Origin of the sequence: Lentzea sp. NPDC059081 (assembly GCF_042738015.1) — a bacterium.
GTDB lineage: Bacteria > Actinomycetota > Actinomycetes > Mycobacteriales > Pseudonocardiaceae > Lentzea.
Window position 1 is genome coordinate 174,427 of record NZ_JBHYGW010000006.1, and the last position, 21,991, is coordinate 196,417.

The window sequence follows — 21,991 nt, forward strand, 5'->3', positions numbered from 1 at the left end:
CCTGCGCCCGTTCTCCTCCTCCCCCCCCTCCCGTCCGCTGTGGGTCTCCCCCCCCCCCTCCCCCCCGCGGCTTCGGGGTGCGGAACCGGTCTGGCTCCGCGGGTTCGCTCGCGGGAGCGGACCCGGCTCCCGGAGGGAGCAGTTCTGGTGCGGCCTCGGCATTGCCCGGCCCGTGAGGCCTCGGCGGCGCGGCCGCGGCTTCGGGGGGTACGACCCCGGCGCCGCTCAGCCTTGTGAGCCGGCGGCGCCAGGGCCGCGGGTCACGCGTCGGCGCCGGCCTCGGCGGCGTCCTTCTCGGCACGCCACCACGCGACCAGGTCGCGCAGGCCGCCGTCCATCTCGATCTCCGGCTTCCACCCGAGCTCGGCGGCCGCGAGACTGATGTCGGCGAGCCGGCGCGTCACGCCGTTCACCTTGCGCTCGGGGCCGTGCTCCAGCGGCAGGTCGGAGTCCATCGCGGTGAGCAGCGCGAGGGCGAGCTCCTTCAGCGAGGTCTCCTGGGAGGACGCGATGTTGTACACCGTGTCGGTGACGGGGGCCTTGGCGGCGAGGATGTTCGCGCGGGCGATGTCGTGCACGTGGACGAAGTCCATCGTCTGGGCACCGTCGCCGAAGATGAGCGGCGACTTGCCGTCGACGATGCGTTCCATCCAGCGGATGAGCACCTCGGTGTAGAGGCCGTGGACGTCCATGCGCGGGCCGTACACGTTGAAGTAGCGCAGCGCCACGTAGTCGAGGTCGTACATGGCCTTGAAGCTGCGCAACATGCTCTCGTTGAACGCCTTCGCGGCGCCGTAGAACGTGTCGTTGTTGTACGGGTGGTGCCGTTCGTCGGTGGGGAACGACTCCGCCAGTCCGTAGATCGACGCCGACGACGACGCGATCACCTTCTTCACGCCGGCGGCCGCGGCGGCCTCGATGACGTTGAAGGTGCCGTCGACCAGACACTCCAGCGCCAGGCGCGGTTCCTCGGCGCACTGGGTGATGCGGATGGCGGCGAGGTGGAAGACGAGGTCCTTGCCCTGGGTCAGCTCGCGGACGAGCTCCTTGTCGTTGATGTCGCCCTCGACGACGTGGACGACACCGGACTCCAGGGCGGAGGCCAGGTTCTCGCGGCGGCCGCGCACGAAGTTGTCCAGCACGACGATCTTGGCGGCGCCAGCCTCGACGAGCTGGTCCACCACCGCGGAACCGATCGTGCCGGCACCACCGGTGACGAGAGCGCGCTGCCCCGTGATCGGCTGCGCGAGCTCCTTCTGGGCCGTCATCAGGAAACCCTGCTTTCCACTTGTTGAACGGGGACGAACAGTCCGCCGGACCGCAGCGACTCCGACGCGGCCTCGAGCACCGCCAGCACGCGCAGACCCGCGCGGCCGTCGGTCAGCGGCGGGCGCTTCTCGGTGATCGACGCGGCGAACTCCGCCATCATCGTGCGCAGCGCCTCGCGCTCCACCAGTGCCGGCGCGACCATGTCGCCGGTGCGGTAGGAGATCTTCTGCTGCTCCACGGAACGGTCGACGCCGCGGTCGTAGATGGACAGTCGCTGCGCCGGGTTGTTGTCGTCCCAGACGACCGTGCGCTGCGAGCCGCCGATGACCATCGTGCGGATCTTCGTGGGCGACAGCCAGTTCACGTGCACGTGCGTGATCGCGCCGTTGGACAGGCGGACCGTCAGGTGGCCGACGCACGCGACGCCGGCGCCGATCGGGTCGGAGCCGTGGGCCGCGACCTCCACCGGGCGAACGTCGTCGGGCAGGATCGCCTCGAAGATCGACAGGTCGTGCGGCGCGAGGTCCCACAGCACGTCCACGTCGGGCTGCACCAGACCGAGGTTGATGCGCACCGAGTCGATGTACTGGATGTCGCCGAGCTCGCCGCCGCGGATGATCTCGCGCAGGTGCTGCACGGACGACGTGTAGGCGAAGGTGTGGTCCAGCATCAGCGTGAGGCCGCGCTGTTCCGCGGTCTCCACGAGCTTGCGGCCGTCCTCGAAGTTCGCCGCGAGCGGCTTCTCCACCAGGACGTGCTTGCCGGCCTCCAGCGCCGCCAGTGCGACGGGCAGGTGGGTGGCGGCGGGGGTGGCGATGGCGACCGCGTGCACCTCGGGGTCGGCGAGGACCTCGTCGAGCGACGCCGTGGCGCGCACGGTCGAGTACTCCCCCAGCACCCGCCTGGCCTTCTCGACGTCGAGGTCGCACAGGTACTTCAGGCGCAGCGCGGGGGTCGCCTGCGCGTTGCGGACGAGGTTCGGGCCCCAGTACCCGGCGCCGATGACAGCGATTCCAACCACAGGAGAGGTCTCCATCAGTAAGCCCCCTGGCCGCCGAAGACGGCGCGGAAGGTCTTCCACATGATCACGAGGTCGAGTGCGAGCGACCAGTCCTCGACGTAGCGCAGGTCCAGGCGGATCGACTCCTCCCACGAGAGGTCGCTCCGTCCGCTCACCTGCCACAGACCGGTCAGGCCGGGCTTCACCAGCAGGCGGCGGCGCACGTCCGAGGAGTACTTCGCGGTCTCCTCCGGCAGCGGCGGGCGGGGACCGACGAGCGACATGCTGCCCGCGAGGACGTTGAACAGCTGGGGCAGCTCGTCGATCGAGTAGCGGCGCAGGAACGTGCCGACCTTGGTGATGCGCGGGTCCTTCTTCATCTTGAACAGCAGGCCGTGGCCCTCGTTGGCCGTGGCGAGCTTGGCGCGCAACGCGTCGGCGTTGGTCACCATGGTGCGGAACTTGACGATCGTGAACGGCACACCGCTCTTGCCGACCCGCTTCTGGCGGTAGAACACGGGACCGCGGCTGTCGATCATCACGAAGGCGGCGACCGCGAACATCAGCGGTGCCAGTGCGAGCAGGAGGAGGAACGCGCCGACGCGGTCGACGACGTCCTTGACCAGACGGCGGAACCCGCTCAGCGCCGGTTCGCTCACGCGCAGCAACGGCATGCCGAGCACGGCGCTCATGTGCAGGCGCGGGCCGGCGACCTCCATGAGACCGGGCGAGACGACCATCTCGGCACCGGACCCCTCCAACGCCCACGCGAGCTGCTGGAGACGGCGAGGTGTCCAGTAGGCGTCGGGCGTGACGGCGACGATGCGGTAACCGCCGCGGCGGACGTGCTCGGCGAGCTCGCGCAGCTGGCCGACGACGGGCACGCCGTCGACCTCCGTGCCGGCGCGGCCACGGCCGTCGATGGTGCAGATCGCGTCCACGCGCCAGCCCAGGTGGGCGACGCGGCGCGTGCGGTGGATGAGGTCCTCGACCGTGTCGACGTTGCCGGCGGCGAGAACGGAGAGCAGGAAGCGCCCTTCACTGCGGCCGCGGTGCAGCGGGCGGCGCAGGAGGTAGCGCATCGGGAACGCGACCAGGGCGATCGCGGGCACTACGACGAAAACCCACAGGCGGGCGCCGGGGATGTCGACGGCGAGCGCTCCGAGACCGAGCGCCACAACGGCACCGAACAAACCCCGGCCGAGTCTTCGGAACTCTTCAGCTCCCTGACCCAGCACCGTCGGTGTCCAGACGCGGTTGATCGCCAGCGATGCCACGACGACAACCACTGTGAGTATGTCCAGCAGGGCAAGGGAAAGCGGGCCGAAGGCCGTGTGCCGCATGCTCATCACGGCACCGGTGGCGATGACCACCAGGGCGACGGTCAGCACGTCGGCGGTGATGACGGCGTAGCGGTACCGACTTTCCCATCGGGCGACGGGAGGGTGCGTCTGTCTGTGTTCGGACAGCGGATTGAGCGTGGAGCGCAGCCCGTCGACATCACGGGCAGCGCGGACCTGCTCACTCATCGTTTCTGACTCCCCGGCTCAGCGGCGATTCCGGACATGCACGTGCGCAGGTCACCCCGAGGACCTTTGAGAAACGAATCTCCGGCAGGGCCGAGATGGATCGGCCGCCGAAGCTCGCAACCGTGGATTCGCCCGGTCCGGCATCGGCGTTACAGACCCTGGAAAAAAGTTTCCCCAGACCACTAATACCGGGCGTGACCCACGTCTCACCGCCTGAAAACCATGGCTGTACAAGACGATTACTCATGTCCAAAAGGGACATGAAGGGTGTCTGTGCCACGAGGAAAACCGACCAGGACAGGTCTTCAGACCCTAGACCGATCGACTGCGATTGTGCATGTTCTTACCGCTGAACGGAGTAATGCGCTACGGCCGAACGGAAATGCGAACTTCATCACCGTTGACAACTACCACGTCGCCCGCGCGCAACTGTGCGCCACGACGCAACTCCACAGAGCCGTTGACGTGGACTTCCCCGTCCTCGATGAGCTCTTTCGCGTGCCCGCCGTCCTCGGCCAGAGCCGCCAGCTTGAGGAACTGTCCTAGCCTGATCGGCTCTTCGGAGATCTCCACCGTCCGCATGAGTCCCATCATCCCAGTAGGGCGCACCCCAGCGCGCGCTCGGGGGCACACACCAGCGCGATCGAGTGAAGTCGTCGACACGCTGGGGGACATGAAGATTTCGTGGGGGTACACCGCCTGGTTGGCGGTGTCGGGACTCGTCTGCGCGGCGATGACGATCTTCGCGGCGAGCGCGTACGTGACGCTGGACGTGGACCAGGCGCGGGCGCCGGTGCACGGACCCGTGCACTACGGGCTCCTGGTGGCGCACATCTTCACCGGAACGGTCGCGGTCCTGGCGGGTGTATCGCAGTTCTGGCCGGGCCTGCGCGCGAGACATCCGCGCGTGCACCGGGTGATGGGCCGCGTCTACTTCGCCGCCGTGCTGCCGTCGTCGGTCCTCGGGGTGGTGTGCGCACAGCTGTCACTGGCCGGGCTGGCGTCACAGGCGCCGCTGACGGTGCTGTCGGTGCTCTGGTTCGTGAGCGCCGTGGTGGGGCTGCGGACGGCCCGGCGGCGCCAGTTCGGCGCGCACCGCATCTGGATGATCCGCGGGTTCGCGCTGACGGGCGCCGCCGTGACCGGCCGGCTGTGGGGACTGCTGCTCGGCGGGCTGCTGCCGGAAGCGGACGGGCTGCTGGTCCTCGCGTCCGCGAACTGGCTCGCGTTGGTGCTGAACCTGCTGGTCGCCGAGTGGTGGATCCAGTCGCGGGGTTACACCCGCGCCTTGCCCTCCTCGGCACTGAGGCCCAGCATCTCGAGCAGGTCAGCGCAGTCGAGCGCGTCCGTGGCGTGACAGGCCACGGTGCGTGCCGCCTTGCTGTTCTGGATCGTGCTGTGTTCCTTCTCCAGTGCCTTGGCCTCGGCGAACGTGCCGGTTTCGGGCTCGGCGATCGCGGGACGCGCCCAAGTCATGTCGTGCCTGCTTCCGCATCGGGGGATGCAGCCATCATGACAACGGGATCACCGAAACACCAGAACCTGTGCTTACCGTAATCGGTCACCCACGCAGCGTGCCAGGCGGAAAATCGTTTTCCCGGCGCCGAACTCGATCATTCGGTGCCGGGAGAACGCGTCACCGGCCGTAGCGCAGCACGGACTCCACTTCGGTCACGAATGCAACCAGCCGCTCGTCGTCCACGTCCTCCGGAGTGGGTCCGTCGACCGCGAGCCGTTGCAGCGCAACGGAAGTGGTGGCGCTCTCCCGCGCCAGGCGGCGGAAGCCGAACGTGGCCTCGTAGAGCGACACCGCGGTGCCCAGTGCGGCCAGAGTCGTTGCGGCGAAACCCCACAGCGCCCTGCGCGGGCCGTCCGCCATGCCGACCGCGGCGGCCGCCGCGGCGCCGATGAAGAGCGCGGCGGCGATCGCGACGGTCCAGGTGCGCGCGGCGGAGTACCGCTTGCGGCCGCGTTCGAAGTGGTCGAGCCGGTCGGAGAAGCGGTGCCGCAGATAGGCTTCGACGAACTGGGCCTGGCGCTGCTTGTCGCTCATGTCCTGACCACCTCGTGCTTGCGGTCGCTGACCGCGGCTTCCAGGTCCGCCACCTTGTCCTGGCGTTCTTCCTCCGTGCCCGGCGACGGCGCCGCGAGGTGCGCGAAGTACAGCGCCCGCAGGCGTTCCGCGCGGTAGCGGGCCGTCAGGTACTTGTCGAGCGACTCCCGCTTGCGCGCCACGATCGTGATGGCCGCGGCGAACGCACCGCCCGCCACGACGAGGACGCCGGGCCACGGCGTGTCCTTGAGCCACGTCTGCAATGCGGCGAACACGGTCGTCGTGAGTCCGCCGGCGATCGCCAGCACGGCCGTCATCCGGTAGCGGTTCTGCTCCACGTCCGCCTGGGCGTCGAGCTCCTGGAACGCCGGTGCGACAACCTGGTTGGCGTCGTGGATGGCGTCGGCGAGCAACGGGTAGGCGACGACGAAACCGGGGTCGACGAGCGGGCGCGCGTCCGGCGCCCTGTACCGGACCTTGGGCCAGACCCGCGGCGGCCGGACGGGCTTCTCCTTGCCCAGCAACCGTTCCAGCGCGGTGACGGTCTTGCCGGCGCCCTCGTCGACGTGGACGATGAAGATCTTGCCGCTGCGCACCAGCACCGCGAGGTCGCCGGTGAGGTCACCGGTCGCGATGCGGTCGGCGAGGCCGCCGGTGCCGGCGAGCACCAGCAACGGGTTGTCGCCGCTGAGGTGGTCGACGACCTCCTTCTCGCTCTCGCCTCCGACGACGAGCGCGACGACCGGCTTCTTGTGCCGGACGGCGTCGATCGTGCGGAACAGCACCGGGGTCGCGTCCGTCCACTCCGAACCGGGGACGATGACGGCGACGCTGTGGTTGGGTTCCAGCGCGATCTGACCGTTGGTGGAGGTCTCGGTGAGGTCGTGCACCTTGCTGCTGGGGGCGACACCGACGACGACGGGCCAGCGCTGTTCGCACGCCTGCAAAGCCATGCCCAGCAAGTGGACCACGCCTCGGTCGGTGCCTTCGGTGACGAACACGGCGCTGTTGCGCGCCGCGGTCACGACCACGGATCTCAACACCGGCAACAACTTCGCGGCGAGATCCGTCTCGATGTCTTGGGTGGAGCCGAAGACCGAGATCACCGTCCGGCCCCTGGGGAGACCGAGGGCCTTGGGTTTGATGTCGGCGTCCGGCTCGGACAGCCTCTTGACTGTCGGGCCGCCTGCTGTGGGCATGCCGCGCACCATAACGCCGTGATCGATCGAGGACCAGAGCCGTTCAGACCCGGCTCAGACCGCCCACACGCTCCTGGTCAGCTCTTTCAGGTCGCTCAGGTCGTCGATCACGATCTGGGCGCCCGCTCGGTGAAGATCCTGTCTCGAACTCCGCCCGGTGGCGACCGCGACCAGCCGCACGCCCGCCGTCAGGGCCGCGTGGACGTCGTGCGGGGTGTCGCCGATGAGCACGACCTCGTCGGGGGCGAACGACCGGAGGTGCCGGGCGCGGTCGCGGGCGAAGGTCACGAGCTCGGCGCGGTCGAGGTGCTCGTCGCCGAACGCGCTCACGTCCCAGTCGACGAGGTGCGCGAGCCCGAACGCCTCCAGCTTGAGCAGCGCGACGCTCCGGAGGTTCGCCGTCAGCACCCCCTGGTGCACCCGCGGGTCGTTCGCGAAGTGTTCGAGCGCCTGCAGGGCACCGGGCAGCACCTCGGCGTGGACCGGGTAGTCCTCGCGACGGGCGTGGAACGCGTTCGCCAGGGCGGTGGCGAGCAGCTGGGAGGCCTCCTCGGTGTGCTCGACGCCCTGCTGGCGCAGGACCTCGGCGATGATGTCCAGCTCGGTGCGCCCGCCGAGGTCGACGTGTCCTTCGAGCTCCCTGCCGAACGCCTCCAGGAACGCCTCGCGGTACATCTGCTTGCCGAAGCCGCGCGCCGTGATCAGCGTGTTGTCGACGTCCCACAGCACCAGCAGTTCCGGCCCGGTCATCCCCGCCACCCCTCGCACCCGTAAAATCCCTGCTCATGACCTCGATCGACCCCGCAGAGCTGGAAGTCTGCCTGCGCGTGCTTGCCCAGGTCGAGGACCTGCCCGCGGAGCACGAGGACGCGGTGCGCGTCCGCCGGGCCACCGCGAAGATCTTCAAGGCCGCGAAGAAGTTCCGGAAGTCCGAGCGCAAGGCCGCCGTCGTGGCCAACGACCGGGCGGTGACGGCGCTCACCGCCACCGGGTCGCCGGACCGCATCGACGACGAGACGCAGGGCCTGCCCCTGGTGTCGACCGCGACCGGCGCGACCGCCGGCACGCTGTTGCGCGCGCGGTCCTGCTACACGTGCCGCAAGCGGTTCGTCGAGGTGGACGCCTTCTACCACAACCTCTGCCCCGACTGCGCCGCGTTCAACCACGGCAAGCGCGACGCGCGCACGGACCTGACCGGCCGCAACGCGCTGCTGACCGGTGGCCGCGCGAAGATCGGCATGTACATCGCGCTGCGGCTGCTGCGCGACGGCGCGCACACCACGATCACCACCCGCTTCCCCAAGGACGCCGCGCGCCGGTTCGCCTCGATGCCCGACGCCGCCGACTGGATCGACCGGCTCAAGATCGTGGGCATCGACCTGCGCGACCCGGCCCAGGTGCTGGCGCTGGCGGACGAGGTGGCGTCGCGCGGCCCGCTGGACGTCCTGATCAACAACGCCGCGCAGACCGTCCGCCGCTCCCCCGGTGCCTACGCGCCGCTCGCCCACGCCGAGCACGAGGCGCTGACCGGGGACGCCCGGCGGCCGGAGCTGATCTCGTTCGGCGGCCACGGCCAGCTCGCGCTGCCCGGCACGGCGGTGCCCGAGGCGCATTCCGTCACGACGCTCGCGCTGATGGCGGGGTCTTCCGAGATCGACGCGGGCGGCCTCGTGCCCGACACCGCGGCGACGAACTCGTGGATCCAGAACGTCGACGAGGTCGACCCGGTGGAGCTGCTGGAGGTGCAGCTCTGCAACTCGACCGCGCCGTTCCTGCTGATCTCGCGGCTGCGCGCGTCGATGGCGAAGTCGGCGTCCCGGCGCAAGTACGTGGTGAACGTGTCCGCGATGGAGGGTCAGTTCTCCCGCGCCTACAAGGGTTCCGGGCACCCGCACACGAACATGGCGAAGGCCGCTCTGAACATGTTGACGCGCACGAGCGCCGAGGAGATGCTGCAGGCCGACGGCATCCTGATGACCGCGGTCGACACCGGCTGGATCACCGACGAGCGCCCGCACCCGTTGAAGATGCGGCTGGCCGACGAGGGCTTCCACGCCCCGCTCGACCTGGTCGACGGGGCGGCGCGGGTGTACGACCCGATCGTGCGCGGTGAGGCCGGCGAGGACCTGTACGGCTGCTTCCTGAAGGACTACGCGCCTTCGCCCTGGTAGATGCCGCACGCGTCCGAGGTATCTGTCGGACGCGCCCGAACGAGCCCTTTCGTCAGGTCACAGGCGTATTTGAACAGGTGTTCGAGTACTCCTTTGTCATGAGAACTGTGTGGCGGGGAGCACTTCGGTTCGGGATGACGACGATGACGGTGCGGCTGGTCTCGGCCGCCACCGAACATCGCAGCAGGGTGCACCTGGTGCACCGCGAGGACAGCGGCCGCGTGCGGCACCAGCAGGTGTGCGGCGAGTGCTCGCTGCGCCTGACACCCGACGACATAGGGCGCGGCTACGAGCTCGACGACGGCCGCATCGTGCAGATCGACCCCGGCGACCTGCCCGCGCCGGAGGACGGCGTGATCGACGTGCAGCAGTTCGCGCCGCAGGTCGACCTGGACCCCGTCGCGCTGCACCGGCCGTACTACGTCGAGCCGGACGACCTGGCGGTGCGGTCGTACGTGCTGCTGCGGGAGACGTTGGAACGGACCAAGGCCGCGGCGATCGTGAAGTTCGCCCTGCGCGGTCGCGAGACCCTCGCGGCCATCCGTCCCCAGCACGGAGTCCTGGTGCTGCACACGCTCCTGTGGCCCGACGAGGTCCGGGAGCCGCACTTCGCGTTCCTGCACCGGGACACCGAGGTGCGGACCGGGGAGCTCGCGGCGGCCGCGGCCCTCGTGCGCGCGCAGACGCGTCCGTTCCGGCCGCACGACTACCCGAACACGCACCACGAGGCGTTGCTGCACCTCGTGGAGGCGAACGTCTAGTGGTGCCTGGTGGTGCGGGCGGACGACCCCCGTTTCGGGGATGAACGAGGGTCGTCCGCCCGTGCCGCCAGGAGCGGGGCGCGCGGACTGATTAGCATCACGGACCATGCTCGCCAGCCCGTCGGACCTAGTCGACCTGCTCGAATGCGAGCACCGCAGCTACCTGGCGCGGGACGAACGGCGGGGCGACCCGGCTGAGCTGCACCGACGAGCGGCTGAGACGGCCGCGGGCATGCGCGCGGGCGGGGAGATCGTCGAGAACGCCGTGTTCTTCGACGGCGTGTTCCACTGCGAGGCGCAGACGCTGGTCCGCACGCCCGGCGGCTACGAGCCGTGCGACGAGGTCCAGGAAGCCACGCCACACGCCGTGCTGTCGCTGGTCGCGGTGGCGCAGGCAGTGGGGGCCGAGCGCGCGCACCTGATCGTCGACGGGCGCAGGACGTCGTTCCGGATCGCCGACTTCACGCCGTTGCTCGGCCGGTTGCGGACGCGGCTCGCGAAGCCCGGTCCTGCGCCGACGCGGTCCTGGGGCGATGTCAGGGCCGCGTGCAACGGGTGCCGGTTCGCTCGTCACTGCGCGTCCGGGCGCGAGGAGGCGCGGGACCTGTCGCTGGTGGCGGGGTTGCGGACCGACCAGCGGCGGAAGCTGGTTTCAGCCGGCATCGACACGATCGACGCGCTCGCGGCGACCGAGGAACGGCCCGCCACCCTCTCCCCCGCGAGCTTCACGGCGTTGACCGCGCAGGCCCGGTTGCAGGTGCGGCAGGAGCAGACCGGCGTCACCAGCTACGAGGTCGTGGCGCCGGAGGCGTTGGCGCACCTGCCCGAACCGGCGAAGGACGACGTGTTCCTGGAGGTCGACGGCGACACGTTCCGCACGCCGGGCTGGGAGGGCACGTTCGCGGAGTTCGTCGAACGCACGCCGGCAGGCACGGTCTACCACTTCACGCCGCACGACCTGCCGGGCCGGGCCGCGCGGACGGCGACGATGGAGTCCGAAGTGGACGAGCTGGTCCGGCGATGCGTGGACCTGGGAGCGCTCACACGCCGGGCCATCAGGGTGTCGACGCGGGAGTACACGTTGCCGGCGCTGAGGCCGTTGCTGAGCGACGAGAACCCCACGAGGGGTGTCCGGGACCTGCTGGTGCGGGTCAAGCGCGAGCACGAGGTCGAGACGGCGCCGCCGCAGGAGCGGGACGAGGCCGCGCTGGAGAAGGCGGCCGAACGAGCGCGGCGGATGGCGGCGTTGACCGAGCCGTTGCTGGCGGAGGGGCATTCCCTGTTCGCGGCGACGGTCGGGTACCACCGGCGGGAGGCAAGTCCCGCGTGGGGTGACTTCTTCCGGCAGGCCAGCGCGCCGATCTCGGACCTGGAAACCGACTCGAACTGCGCAGTGCCGATCACGCTCAGGGCCGACGACTGGGTGCCGCCGAGCGGGCGGATCAGGACGCACAAGCGGCAGGTCAAGGCGCGGATCGACCCGGAGCGGCCGCACCCGTTCGGCAAGGACGAGCAGGTCCGGCTGCTCTACCCCGGCAACGTCACGCGCACCGCCGTGGTGGCCGACGACAACCCGTACGAGCTGGTGCTGACCGAGAGCGGCGCGCAGGAGCACGCGGAGCTGCCGATCGCCGTGCTGCCGGGCAGTCCGGTGCCGGCCTCGCCGAAGGACGAGGCCGTCGCGGACCTGGCCGAGCAGGCCGTGCACCTGTTGCCGCTGCTCCCCCGCAACCCCGGCATCGACCTGCTGCTGCGCACGCCGCCCGCGCAACCGCTGCCGCAGCACGACGACGTGGTGCAGGCCGTGATCAAGGCCGTCGACCAGCTCGACGGCGGCACGCTCGCCGTGCAGGGACCGCCCGGCGCCGGCAAGACCTACCTCGCCACCAAGCTCGTGAAGCACCTGATCGACCAGGGCCTGACGGTCGCGGTGACGTCGACGTCGCACAAGGCCGTGGAGAACGTGCTGTCGTCCGTCGACCCGGGCATCCCGATGGCCAAGCGGCACAAGGGGAAGAAGCCGGAGGAGGGCGTGCCGTGGGACCAGCCCAAGGACAACGGCGCGCTGGCCAGGTGGCGTGAGGAGCACCCGCAGGGGCACCTCGTCGGCGGCACGGCGTGGACCTTCTCCAACGCCGTGATCAAGGCGCAACCGTTCGACGTGATGATCATCGACGAGGCCGGCCAGTTCGCGCTGGCGGACGCGGTGGCGGTGGCGACGGCGGCCAGGAACCTCGTGCTGCTGGGAGATCCGCAGCAGCTGCCCCAGGTCGTGCAGGGCGTGCACCCGCCCGGTTCCGACGCGTCCGCGCTCGGCCACCTGCTCGGCGACGCGGACGTGATCCCTGCGCATCTGGGCTACTTCCTCGCCGAGACGCGGCGGATGCACCCGGCCGTCTGCAAGCCGGTGTCGGAGCTCTCCTACGCGGGACTGCTCCATTCGCACGAGTCGGCGGCCAACCGGGCGATCTCCGGCATCGAGCCGGGCATCTACCTGCGGGAAGTCGATCACCGGCACAACATCACGTCGTCGGCCGAGGAGGCGGACGCCGTCGTCGACACGGTGCGGCAGCTCGTCGGTCGCACTTGGACGGACAACGGCAAAACGTGTGAACTGACCGATGCGGACATCCTGGTGGTCGCGCCGTACAACCTGCAGGTGCGGGTCATCCGCAGAAAGCTCGCCGATGCGGGGTTCGACGAAACGCGGGTGGGCACTGTGGACCGGTTCCAGGGGCAGGAAGCACCCGCGGTCATCATGTCCATGACGTCGTCGTCCACCGTGGACCTGCCGCGTGGCCTGGACTTTCTTTTGTCACGTAACAGATTGAACGTGGCACTCTCCCGTGCCCAGGCGCTCGCCGTGATGATCTGCTCGCCACGCTTGCTGGACGCCGATGTGCGCGGCGTGGAGCAGATGAGGTTGGTGGCCGGCGTCATCGGCCTAACAGAAAACATGTCGATCTATCCGTGGTGACACCACTCCGTTGCCATACGGTGACCTTCCGAGCGCTGTGTGTTGCTAGCGTGGCCCGGTTCACCCGGTCGGGTGATTCAGATGTTCAATCTGTTTAGACCGCCAACGCACCAATGCAGAGCAGGAGTTTTCATGGCAAGCAGAGTTCTGGGCGCGTTCGCGGTGGCGGCGACCGCGACCATCGCTTCGCTGGCTCTGGCCACCCCGGCCAGCGCACACACCCCGGTGTCGTCAGCGGAGTGCGTCAAGGACAAGGCTGTGCTGAAGGTCAAGCTGACCCAGTACGCGGGCGGCAACAAGAACACCGTGCTGATCAAGGACAACGACAAGGTTCTCGTCGACGAGACGTTCAGCGAGAACTGGGGCGTCCAGGTCGGCAACAAGCTGGAGCCGAAGACGTTCGAGGTGGCGGACAGCACCGTCAAGCACGTCTTCTACGTCAAGGTGACGGCATCGGACGGTTCGAGGTACAACTACGAGAAGACGCACGACCCCTTGACCTGCGCCAAGCCGGTCGAGACCACCAAGCCGTCGGAGACGAAGCCCGCCGTGCCGAGCAGCTCGGTTCCGGAGGCGCCCTCGTCCTCCGTCGCTCCGTCGTCCACCCCGGCGGCTCCGGCCCCCGGTGGCAGCACCCCGGAACCGCCGCTCGCGGCGACCGGTGCTTCCCCGATGTGGCTGCTGCTCTCGGGTCTGGGTCTGGTGGGCGCCGGTGCCGGCACCCTGCTGTTCCTGCGCCGTCGCCGTACGGCGTGAAGTAGCTGAGTGAGAAGCGGGGGCGGCCGGCGGCCGCCCCCGCTTTTGCTTGCTCCCCTGTCCGCTACAGCGCCAAAGCGTCAGCCGGGCCCTCGCCGCGGTGGATGAACGACTCGGTGCCGAACGCCAGCGCGAACGTCTCCTCGTCCAGGGACAGGAAGAACGAGTCCTCGGTGATCTGGGACGGGTGCGCGCGCATCGCCGCGCGCTTCACCTCGAGGTACTTCCGGACGTCGACCTCGACGTTGATCTCCGACTCCGGCACCGCGCCGTCCATCGGCTCCGGCACGTCCATGCCGGCCCGGCGGAACGCCTCCAGGAAGTCCGACTCGCGCACCATCGCCTCGTAGACCTGCGGCGTGCCGGCGATCTCCGCCGCGCGCTTGCCGACGCGGTGCACCTGGATGTGGTCGGGGTGGCCGTAGCCGCCGAAGCTGTCGTACGTGGTGAGCACCTCGGCGTTCTCCTCGACGAGGATCGCCGCGAGGCGCTGGGCCGCCTCCTCGACGTCCGCGGTCCAGAACGACCCCGGCTTCGAGTTGAGCTCGTCGCCCATCATCCCGGAGTCGCGGTAGCCCAGGAACTCCACGCGCGCGACGCCCAGCAGGTCGGCCGCCGCGTGGGTCTCGACGACGCGGCGCTGCCAGAGCTCCTCGTTCTCCTCCAGGAAGTCCGGGATCTCACCGGCCTCGCCGCGGGTCGCGACGACGAGCACGACCCGGTGGCCCTCCTCGAACGCCTTGCGCATCACGCCACCCGTCACGATGCACTCGTCGTCGGGATGCGCGTGGAACGTCACCAGTGTCGCCATACCTGCGACGTTACCTGGGACGGAAGCCTTCAAACGTGAAAGGGCGGCGCCTCCCCTGGACTGGGAGGAAGGCGCCGCCACTCGGCGAACTCGTGGAGCTATCGCAGGGTCAGGTTCCAGGAGTTGATGTACCCGGTGTCACCGGAGTACACGTCCTGGACCCGCAGCTTCCACGTGCCCGCCGCGACCTCGGACGAGGCGTTGACCGTGTAGGTCGCCACCACGTTGGCCGCACTGTCCGAAGAGGACGAGTTCTTCAGCCGATAGGCGGTGCCGTCCGGCGCGACCAGGTCGATCACCAGGTCGCCGCGGTAGGTGTGGACGATGTCCACGCCGACCTTGGTGGTGGAGGAGGCGTTGCCCGACAGCGTCGAGGTGATCGAGGACGTCACGGCGGTGCCGCGGTCCGGGATCGCCACGTCGGTGGTGTTCTCCAGGCCACCGCTGGGAGGAGTGCTGTCCAGCGCCGCCACGGTCTTGGCGGCGTCGGCCAGGCCGGTGCCGCAGCCGCCGGAGCAGGTGCCGGGCAGCGGGCGGGCGTTGTTCTTGATCAGGTCCTTGACCTGGGCCGGGGTCAGCGACGGCTTCTTCGCCACCAGCAGTGCCGCGAGGCCCGCGATGTGCGGGGCGGCCATCGACGTTCCCTGGTAGGGCTTGTAGTTCTCGGCACCGGGGGTGGTGGCGCCGGCGTTCAGCGTCGACCAGATGCCGTTCTCCGGCGTGGTGACGGTGCCGGGGGTGTCGGTGCCGCGACGGGTCTCGCCGCCGGGCGCCGCGACGTCGATGCGGGTGCCGTAGTTGGAGTAGAACGCCTTGTTGCCCTCACGGCCGGTGGCGGCGACGGTCAGGACGCCGCTGCAGTTGGCCGGGGTGAAGTTCGCGACGTTGGCGTTCGAGTTCCCGGCCGCGACGACGACCGTGGTGCCGCGGTTGATCGCGCCGTTGATGGCGTTCTGGTAGGTCGTCGAGCAGGACGACTGGCCGCCCAGCGACATGTTGATGACCTTGGCGGGCGTGGCGTTCGCGGGCACGCCGCTCACCGTGCCGCCGGACGCCCAGGTGATCGCGTCGGCGATGTCGGAGGTCGCGCCGCCGCACTTCGCCAGCACGCGCAACGGCTGGATCTTGGCGTCGTAGGCGATGCCCGCGATGCCCTTGCCGTTGTTGGTGGCGGCGGCGATGGTGCCGGCCACGTGCGTGCCGTGCCAGGACGAGCTCTGGTCGGACGGCGGGACGGGCTGGCCGTTCGCGTCCGTGCCGCACTCACCGCGGGCGGTCCAGTCGCCCTCGTCGGCCGGGTTGGAGTCGCGGCCGTTGTTGTCCCTGGCGCGCGCCGAGTCGGAGACGAAGTCGTAGCCGGCGACGATCTTGCCGGACAGGTCGGAGTGCGTGACGTAGCCGGTGTCGATGACCGCGACGGTCACGCCGGCGCCGGTGGTGCTGCTCCACGCCCCTGGCACGTTCATGCCGGCGGTGGCCTCGAACAGGTCCCACTGCCGGGAGTACTCGGTGTCGTTCGGGTCGGCGAACGGCTGCATCAGCAGGTCCGGCTCGACGTAGGCGACCTTCGGGTCGTTCTTGAACGCCTGGATGGTGCTGTCGGCGTTCGCGGTCTTCACGCCCAGGTCGACGACGACGGCGCCGCTCGACATCCGGCGGTGCACGGACTTGCCCTTGCCGCGCACGTCGTCCGAGGCAGCGGAGTCGGACGTCGCTTCGGCGGTGCCGGGCTTGTAGCCGACGATCAGCCGTTCGAACGGGCGGGTCACCTGGGTCGAGTCCGGCTGGGACTGGATCTGGGCGGGGGCGGCGGTCGCCGGTGGGGCGACAACGCTGAGCACGGCGGCGGAGACTGCCGCGGCGCACACGCCGGTGCGTCGCATCTTGTTCACGTGAGGTCCTTCCACGCAGGGCCTCCGCGTGCCGTTGAGGGCGTCAGGGTTCTGAACCGGCTGCGGGGGTGCAGGGACCGTAAGTCGCGTCACACCTGCGGAAACAGGTCTGGCGGAGGCCGATTGGCGACACTGTCGTGTTCACGACACGGTTCTTGGGCCGAATGGCGCACAATGTGGCCGTGTTCGGACATCTGGGCGTCGCGCCGGAGCTAACGGCCGTTTACGAGCTGCTGGTAACGGGCGGAAGCCGCACCACGGACGAAATCGGCCTTTCCGGTGAGCTGCTGGAGGAGATGCGCGAGCTCGGCCTCGTCCGGCACCTGCCGGGCGACGTGTGGCAGGCCGTCGCGCCCGACCTGGCCGTGGAGGCGCTCATCGCGGCCCGCGAGGAGTCGCACCGCCGGGCGCGCGCGGACGTCGGCCCGTTGATGGAGCTCTACCTGCGCAACCGCGACGAGGAGCTGGCCGACAACGCGTTCGTCGAGGTGGTGTCCGGTGTGGACGGCGTCCGCGAGCTGTGGCACGCCCTGCTGCGCGGCGCCCGCGAGGAGGTCTGCGTGCTGGACCAGCCGCCGTACGTCACGCCGCTGGGCCAGCACGTGGCGCTGGAGGACGAGACCCGGCTGCGCGACGTCCAGTGGCGGGTCGTCTACGACCGCTCGGCCGTCGACATCCCCGGCCGCGTCACGGAGATCATCGACCTGGTGGCGGCCGGCGAACGCGCCCGCGTCACCCCGACCCTGCCGTTCAAGCTGGCCGTGATCGACACGCACGCGGCGGTGCTGCCAGTCGTGAACGGCGACGTGGTCGACAAGGTGCTGCTGATCCGCCCGTCGGCGCTGCTGGACGTGCTGCGCTCGACGTTCGAGCTGTACTGGGACAAGGGAATCCCGTTCAGCCCCGGCGGCATCTACGCGGCGGCGGCCGACGTGGACCCGTCGCTGCTCGGGCTGCTCGCGGCGGGGCTGACCGACGAGTCGATCGCGCGGCAGCTCGGGCTGGCGCCGCGGACGGTGCAGCGGCGGGTGCGGCAGCTGATGGACCGGTGCGGGGCGCAGACGCGGTTCCAGGCGGGGGTGCAGGCGATGCGGCGCGGCTGGCTGTGACGCGGGAGCGCCACCGAGCGACCTCGACGCCGGGCACCGAGACGCGGCCTGCGGTCCCCACCTCCACGAAGCCCGTGGCGGAGCGGGCGCTTCCGGTCGTGGTGCCACCGAAAGCGCCCGCTCTCCATTCAGCTGGCGACCTTGCGCGCGGCCACCAGCCGTCCGTCCGCGAAGCCCTCGACGCGCACCTCGGTGCCGGTGGTGGTCAACGTCGCGGTGTGCGCGCCGTCGGTCACGTCCAGCGAGGTGACGGGGCGGCCGTCGACGTAGACGTCCACCCGGTCGAGGTTCACGGTGTCCAGCGAGACGGTCGTGCCCGCGACCGCCACTCCCAGCCTGCGCACGGGCAGCTCCGCCAGCAGCGCGCCGGCGCGGGCGAGCAGGTCCACGTTGCCCTGCAACAGGTCCGCGCGCGTCACCTTGTGCTGGTGCGTCGGCCGCACGCCCAGATCCTCCACGGGGGTTCCGGCCAGCTTGCCCACGCGCAGGGTGCGGCGGATCGACACGCGCATGTTCGCCTTGCCGGGCAACGGCTTGTACGGCGACTCGGGGTCGCCCGGCGCCGGGATCTTCAGCAGCGTCGAGAGCAGGCCGTGCGTCCACACGTTCGCACCGCCGGCGCCGGTGTTGTCGTCCACGCCCAGGATCGGGCCCAGCTCGTGGTCGGCCCAGCCCGCGGCGAAGATGTCGGTCGCCGAGTAGCAGCGCGCGTCGGTGATCAGCAGCACCGGGCCGTGGTAGGTCTGGCCCACGGCGTTGGCGCCGTCGACCGGGGTGATGGTGTGCGAGCACGAGAACGCCTGGCCCGTCTCGGTCGACGAGTCGAGCGACGGGAACCACGGGCCGAGGTCGATCTGGCCGGTCGGGTCGTCCGCGTGACGACGGCAGATCCGCAGGTTCAGCGGCGTGCTGAGGAACTGCACGGGTTCCGGCTCGACGCGGCGCGGCGTCATGGTCTGCAGTAGGAACTCCGAGGCGAAGATGTGGCCGCCGCCGTTGTCGCGCACGTCGACGATGAGCCCGTTCTGCGGCAACAGGGTCGCGAGGCGCACGAACTCCGCGAGGAACGTCTCGGGATCGTCGACGCTGAACGTGAAGATGCGCAGGTGCCCGAACGTGCCGGACGGCGTGGTGACCGGACGCGCGCGGAACACGCCGGGCATCGTCGTCGGGACGTCCTGCGCCGCCATCGCCACGGCACCGCCGGACGCCTCGGCCCGCACGACACCGGGAGCGTGCAACAGCTTCTTGGCGCGGGCCTTCTCGTCGGAGTCGAGGTCGACGCCCTGCGCGGCCGCGGCGGGTGAGAGCGAGTCGACGTCCGTCATCGGCGGCAGGTTCTCGGTGACCTGCCAGTCGACCCGGATCTCGCCGGCGGCGCCGGTCTCGTCCCGGTAGCTCACGACCACCCAGTCCTCGTCGGGCGGGAGCTGGATCACCAAGGGGCGCAACGTGAGCGACTCCAGGCCGCGGGCGAGGTTGGCGGCGGTGTTGCTGCCCGCGAAGATCGCGCCGTTCAACGCGACGGCGCGGGCGATCGGCGTGCCGTTCCAGTGCGTCACCTCGGTGCCGGCGGCCAGGCCGTCGAAGCCGGCGACCGTGCGGGCGACGAGGTGCTGCTCGGTGCCGTCCTCCGCGAAGCAGCGCTCCAGCTGGAACGGCAGGTAGGCGATCTTGCCCGCGAACGGCGCGGGCAGCAGGTAGTTGGTGTGCAGGTCGCGCACCGAGTGGAAGGTGCTCGACAGCTCGCGGTGGAACTGCCACTCGGGCTCGGCCGTGGCGTCGGTCTGTCTCTCGAGTCTCGCTCTCAGCACTCTGAGTCTTTGCACGGGGTTCACCGCGTGCATGGCGACCTTGAGCGGCAGGTGCGCGTAGTTCTGTTCCAGCAGGACCAGCGCCTGGTCGACGAGGAGCTTGCGCTGCGCCAGGGTGAGCGTGCCCGCGGTGGCGAGGAACTCGGCGAGTCCGACGGAGTTCGCGACGTTCGGGTGAGCGGTTGCGGTCATGATGGGGCCTCCTTGCCAAGTAGAGGCTTCCGAACGCGCTGGGATACACCCTTTTCACCCGTTCGGCCGCTGATCAGAGCAGTTTCCCGGACGACAACTGGAGTAGAGGGAGGTCGCGATGAGCCCACGCGTCCTGGAACTGCGCATCCACGGTGTCAACAACACGCCACCGACCGCGATGCTGGCGCTGCCCGACCACGCCGTGGAGCAGTTCCGCGGCGACCGGTTCGGCAGCTTCTGGCGGCCGAGGCGGGACAAGCTCGCCGACCTGCCACCGGACCACCCCGGCCGGGTGCCCGAGGACGTGCGGCGCGAGGCGTACTCGTGGGGTGGCATGGCGCGCAGCAGTCCCGGAGTTCCCGGCAGCGGGGTGCCGTCGGTGCTCGCGAACGTGCTGGGGCGCGTCGGCTGGGCCCTTCTGCTGCCGTTCGGCCTGGCGAACGTCGCCTACTGGTCGCGCAGGCTTCCGGACGACTCCGTCCCGACGACGAAGCACCGGGTGTGGTGGAACGCGGGCAGCGGCGCCGCCTCGACGCGGTTGTTCGGGCTGGGACTGACGGTCCTGCTGGTGCTCGCGGTCTGCGAGGTCGCCGTCGACGTCTACGCGATCCAGTGCTCGCTGCCGGGCACGGCCTGCAAGCGGCTGCCGGAGTTCCTCGACCTGCTCGGCGATCCCCCGCAGCACGTCCGGGTGCTCGCCGCGTCCGCGGTGCCGGTGCTGCTGTTGCTCGGGTTGATGACGCTGACCTCGTTGGCGCGCAGCAGGTACGAGAGCACGACGATGCGGCGCACCCCCGTGCGACGGGCCGGGGTGATGCTCAGCCGCGCGTCGATGTGGGAGGGCAGCCCGCGGATCCGGCGGCTCACCCGCCTGCACATCGCGGCCGGGTCGTGCGTCGTGGTGCTGGCGACGAGCACGCAGTTGTGGCAGCACGTGTTCTTCCTGGTGCTCACCGTGCTCGCCGGCGGGGTGCTGGCGGTCGTGGTGGCACGGGTCGTCGTGACGGCGACGGACTGCCCGGACGTGCCGTCGACCGAGAAGGGCGGCCTGTGGTCGTGGCTGCTGATGATCTCGGCGGTGGTCGTGCTGGTGGCGCACGGGTTCGCGCTCTACGCGATCGCGCCGGTCTTCACCGGTCCGCTGTGGCTCACGTCGTGGGGACCGCCGGTGGTGACCGTGGCGCTGCTCGGGTCGGTGCTCGCCGCGTGGTCGTGGCGGCGCAACGACGCCAAGGGGCCGCTCGCACTGCTGGTGTTGTTCGCGGCGTTCATGGTCGCCACGTGCTGGTTCTCGCTCGCGTGGGTCGGCGCGGCGGTGTTCGGCGGGGTGCTGGCGTGGCGGGCCCGGCCGCGGGTGGGCGACCGGTGGCAGGCCTGGCGCGGCGCGGGACCCGGTGTGCTGCTGGGGTTGTCGTTGGTCGCGTCGGTGATGTCGTCGACCGTGCTGGTGCTGACGTTCCGGGGCTGGGTGGGCACCGGGCTGGTGGCGCCGTCGTTCTACTCGTGGTTCAGCGCGGCCTTCGCGGTCGCACTGGTTCCGTTGGTGCTGCTGCTCCTCGCGGAGGCCGTCGTGTTGTTGTCGCGGCTGGCGGCGCCCGCCGTGCTCGACGACGAGGCCGCGGTGCTCGTGGTGCGGGCGCGGCACGTCGTGGCCGTGACGCACCGGTCCGAGACCGTCGTCGGCGTGCTGTCCACGTCCGGCGTGCTGGGGCTGGTGCTGACGTGCTACCTCACGTTCGCCACGCCGTCGTGGTCGCAGTGGCAGGGCGTCACGTGGGTGGTGGGCAAGGGCGACTGGGTCACGGGACTCGCCGGGGTCGCGGTGATCGGGTCGTTCGTCGGCGCCGGGATGCTGACCAACCGCCGGCCGCTGGGGCTGCTGTGGGACCTGATGTGCTTCCTGCCGCGCACCGCCCACCCGTTCGCGCCGCCGTGCTACGCGGAGCGCGCGGTGCCCGAGATCGCCGACCGCACGCGGGAGTTCCTCGACGAGGCCGAGGAGAACCGCGTGGTGCTGTCGGCGCACAGCCTCGGCGCCGTGCTGGCCGTGGCGGCCCTGTACGCGCTGCCCGCCGGATACCTGGAACGGGTGCAGCTGCTGACGTACGGCGTGCAGCTGCGGCCGTACTTCGGGCGGATCTTCCCCGAACTGCTCGGGCCGTCCGTGCTCGGCACGCCGGAGGTGCGGGCGGGCGCGCTGTTCTCGTGCGACCCGTGGCGGCGCGATCCCGGTGCGGACCAGGAGCGCGGGCTGTCGGTGTTGCTGGACGGGCACTGGATCAACCTGTGGCGCCGCACGGACTACCTCGGTTTCCCGGTCCACGGCTGGGGCCCGAACCCGTCGACCGGCGCGCGGGCGAGACGGACGCGTCACCGGACAAAGTGGAGACCCACAGCGACTACCACCTGTGCGCCGCCTATCGCGAGGCGTTCGCGGACCTCGTCTCACTCGATCTGA

At 70.2% G+C, this 21,991-nt stretch carries 17 protein-coding genes; 7 read left to right on the forward strand and 10 right to left on the reverse strand.

What is annotated here, in order from left to right; translation table 11 throughout:
- Positions 1-260: 260 nt before the first annotated feature.
- From ACFWV3_RS16200 to ACFWV3_RS16215, 4 genes are all read right to left on the reverse strand, one after another.
- Entirely contained in the window at positions 261-1,268 is a 1,008-nt protein-coding gene (locus ACFWV3_RS16200; RefSeq protein ID WP_382412005.1) for an SDR family NAD(P)-dependent oxidoreductase, read from the reverse strand.
- Positions 1,268-2,290 carry a Gfo/Idh/MocA family protein gene (locus ACFWV3_RS16205; protein ID WP_382412006.1) on the reverse strand — a complete coding sequence of 341 codons (1,023 nt, stop codon included), beginning with the start codon at positions 2,288-2,290 and terminating at the stop codon, positions 1,268-1,270. The genes ACFWV3_RS16200 and ACFWV3_RS16205 overlap by 1 nt, the downstream gene beginning before the upstream one ends.
- A gap of 14 nt (positions 2,291-2,304) precedes the next feature.
- Complete coding sequence (locus ACFWV3_RS16210) at positions 2,305-3,798, reverse strand: sugar transferase (RefSeq protein ID WP_382412007.1); 1,494 nt, start codon at positions 3,796-3,798, stop codon at positions 2,305-2,307.
- Positions 3,799-4,164: 366 nt separating this feature from the next.
- Complete coding sequence (locus tag ACFWV3_RS16215) at positions 4,165-4,380, reverse strand: RNA-binding S4 domain-containing protein (RefSeq protein WP_382412008.1); 216 nt, start codon at positions 4,378-4,380, stop codon at positions 4,165-4,167.
- 91 nt (positions 4,381-4,471) lie between these two features.
- On the opposite strand from ACFWV3_RS16215, the gene ACFWV3_RS16220 reads away from it, so the two are divergent.
- Positions 4,472-5,155, forward strand: coding sequence for a DUF2306 domain-containing protein (locus ACFWV3_RS16220; RefSeq protein ID WP_382412009.1), 684 nt, complete (start codon positions 4,472-4,474; stop codon positions 5,153-5,155).
- Positions 5,156-5,434: 279 nt separating this feature from the next.
- Here ACFWV3_RS16220 and ACFWV3_RS16225 read toward each other — a convergent pair whose 3' ends face one another.
- The 3 genes from ACFWV3_RS16225 to ACFWV3_RS16235 are packed head-to-tail and all read right to left on the reverse strand — an operon-like array spanning position 5,435 to position 7,800.
- On the reverse strand, positions 5,435-5,851 hold the full coding sequence (locus ACFWV3_RS16225) for an SLATT domain-containing protein (RefSeq protein ID WP_382412010.1): 417 nt from the start codon (positions 5,849-5,851) through the stop codon (positions 5,435-5,437).
- Positions 5,848-7,050: a hypothetical protein gene (locus ACFWV3_RS16230; protein ID WP_382412011.1), complete on the reverse strand. Its 1,203-nt coding sequence runs from the start codon at positions 7,048-7,050 to the stop codon at positions 5,848-5,850. Before ACFWV3_RS16230 ends, ACFWV3_RS16225 begins: the two co-directional genes overlap by 4 nt.
- 54 nt (positions 7,051-7,104) lie before the next feature.
- Positions 7,105-7,800, reverse strand: a complete 696-nt coding sequence (locus ACFWV3_RS16235) for an HAD family hydrolase (RefSeq protein WP_382412012.1) — start codon at positions 7,798-7,800, stop codon at positions 7,105-7,107.
- A gap of 35 nt (positions 7,801-7,835) precedes the next feature.
- Between ACFWV3_RS16235 and ACFWV3_RS16240 the strand changes: the two genes are divergently transcribed.
- The 4 genes from ACFWV3_RS16240 (at position 7,836) to ACFWV3_RS16255 (ending at position 13,715) form a co-directional block, all read left to right on the forward strand.
- The gene (locus ACFWV3_RS16240) at positions 7,836-9,221 is read left to right on the forward strand and encodes an SDR family NAD(P)-dependent oxidoreductase (protein ID WP_382412013.1); all 1,386 of its coding nucleotides are present in this window, start codon (positions 7,836-7,838) and stop codon (positions 9,219-9,221) included.
- A 134-nt stretch (positions 9,222-9,355) separates the two neighbouring features.
- Complete coding sequence (locus ACFWV3_RS16245) at positions 9,356-9,982, forward strand: Ku protein (RefSeq protein ID WP_382412014.1); 627 nt, start codon at positions 9,356-9,358, stop codon at positions 9,980-9,982.
- A gap of 106 nt (positions 9,983-10,088) precedes the next feature.
- The gene (locus ACFWV3_RS16250) at positions 10,089-12,959 is read left to right on the forward strand and encodes an AAA domain-containing protein (protein ID WP_382412015.1); all 2,871 of its coding nucleotides are present in this window, start codon (positions 10,089-10,091) and stop codon (positions 12,957-12,959) included.
- 132 nt (positions 12,960-13,091) lie between these two features.
- Entirely contained in the window at positions 13,092-13,715 is a 624-nt protein-coding gene (locus tag ACFWV3_RS16255) for an LPXTG cell wall anchor domain-containing protein (RefSeq protein ID WP_382412016.1), read from the forward strand.
- Positions 13,716-13,779: 64 nt separating this feature from the next.
- On the opposite strand, the gene ACFWV3_RS16260 is transcribed toward ACFWV3_RS16255, so the two are convergent.
- Positions 13,780-14,526, reverse strand: coding sequence for a PIG-L family deacetylase (locus ACFWV3_RS16260; RefSeq protein WP_382412017.1), 747 nt, complete (start codon positions 14,524-14,526; stop codon positions 13,780-13,782).
- A gap of 98 nt (positions 14,527-14,624) precedes the next feature.
- Complete coding sequence (locus tag ACFWV3_RS16265) at positions 14,625-16,409, reverse strand: S8 family serine peptidase (protein ID WP_382412340.1); 1,785 nt, start codon at positions 16,407-16,409, stop codon at positions 14,625-14,627.
- A 191-nt stretch (positions 16,410-16,600) separates the two neighbouring features.
- Here ACFWV3_RS16265 and ACFWV3_RS16270 point away from each other — a divergent pair, with 191 nt between their 5' ends.
- Positions 16,601-17,527, forward strand: a complete 927-nt coding sequence (locus ACFWV3_RS16270) for a LuxR C-terminal-related transcriptional regulator (RefSeq protein ID WP_382412018.1) — start codon at positions 16,601-16,603, stop codon at positions 17,525-17,527.
- A gap of 128 nt (positions 17,528-17,655) precedes the next feature.
- On the opposite strand, the gene ACFWV3_RS16275 is transcribed toward ACFWV3_RS16270, so the two are convergent.
- On the reverse strand, positions 17,656-19,533 hold the full coding sequence (locus tag ACFWV3_RS16275) for a S41 family peptidase (RefSeq protein ID WP_382412019.1): 1,878 nt from the start codon (positions 19,531-19,533) through the stop codon (positions 17,656-17,658).
- A gap of 118 nt (positions 19,534-19,651) precedes the next feature.
- On the opposite strand from ACFWV3_RS16275, the gene ACFWV3_RS16280 reads away from it, so the two are divergent.
- Positions 19,652-21,991 (forward strand): hypothetical protein, encoded by a 2,340-nt coding sequence (locus ACFWV3_RS16280; protein ID WP_382412021.1) that lies wholly within the window; start codon positions 19,652-19,654, stop codon positions 21,989-21,991.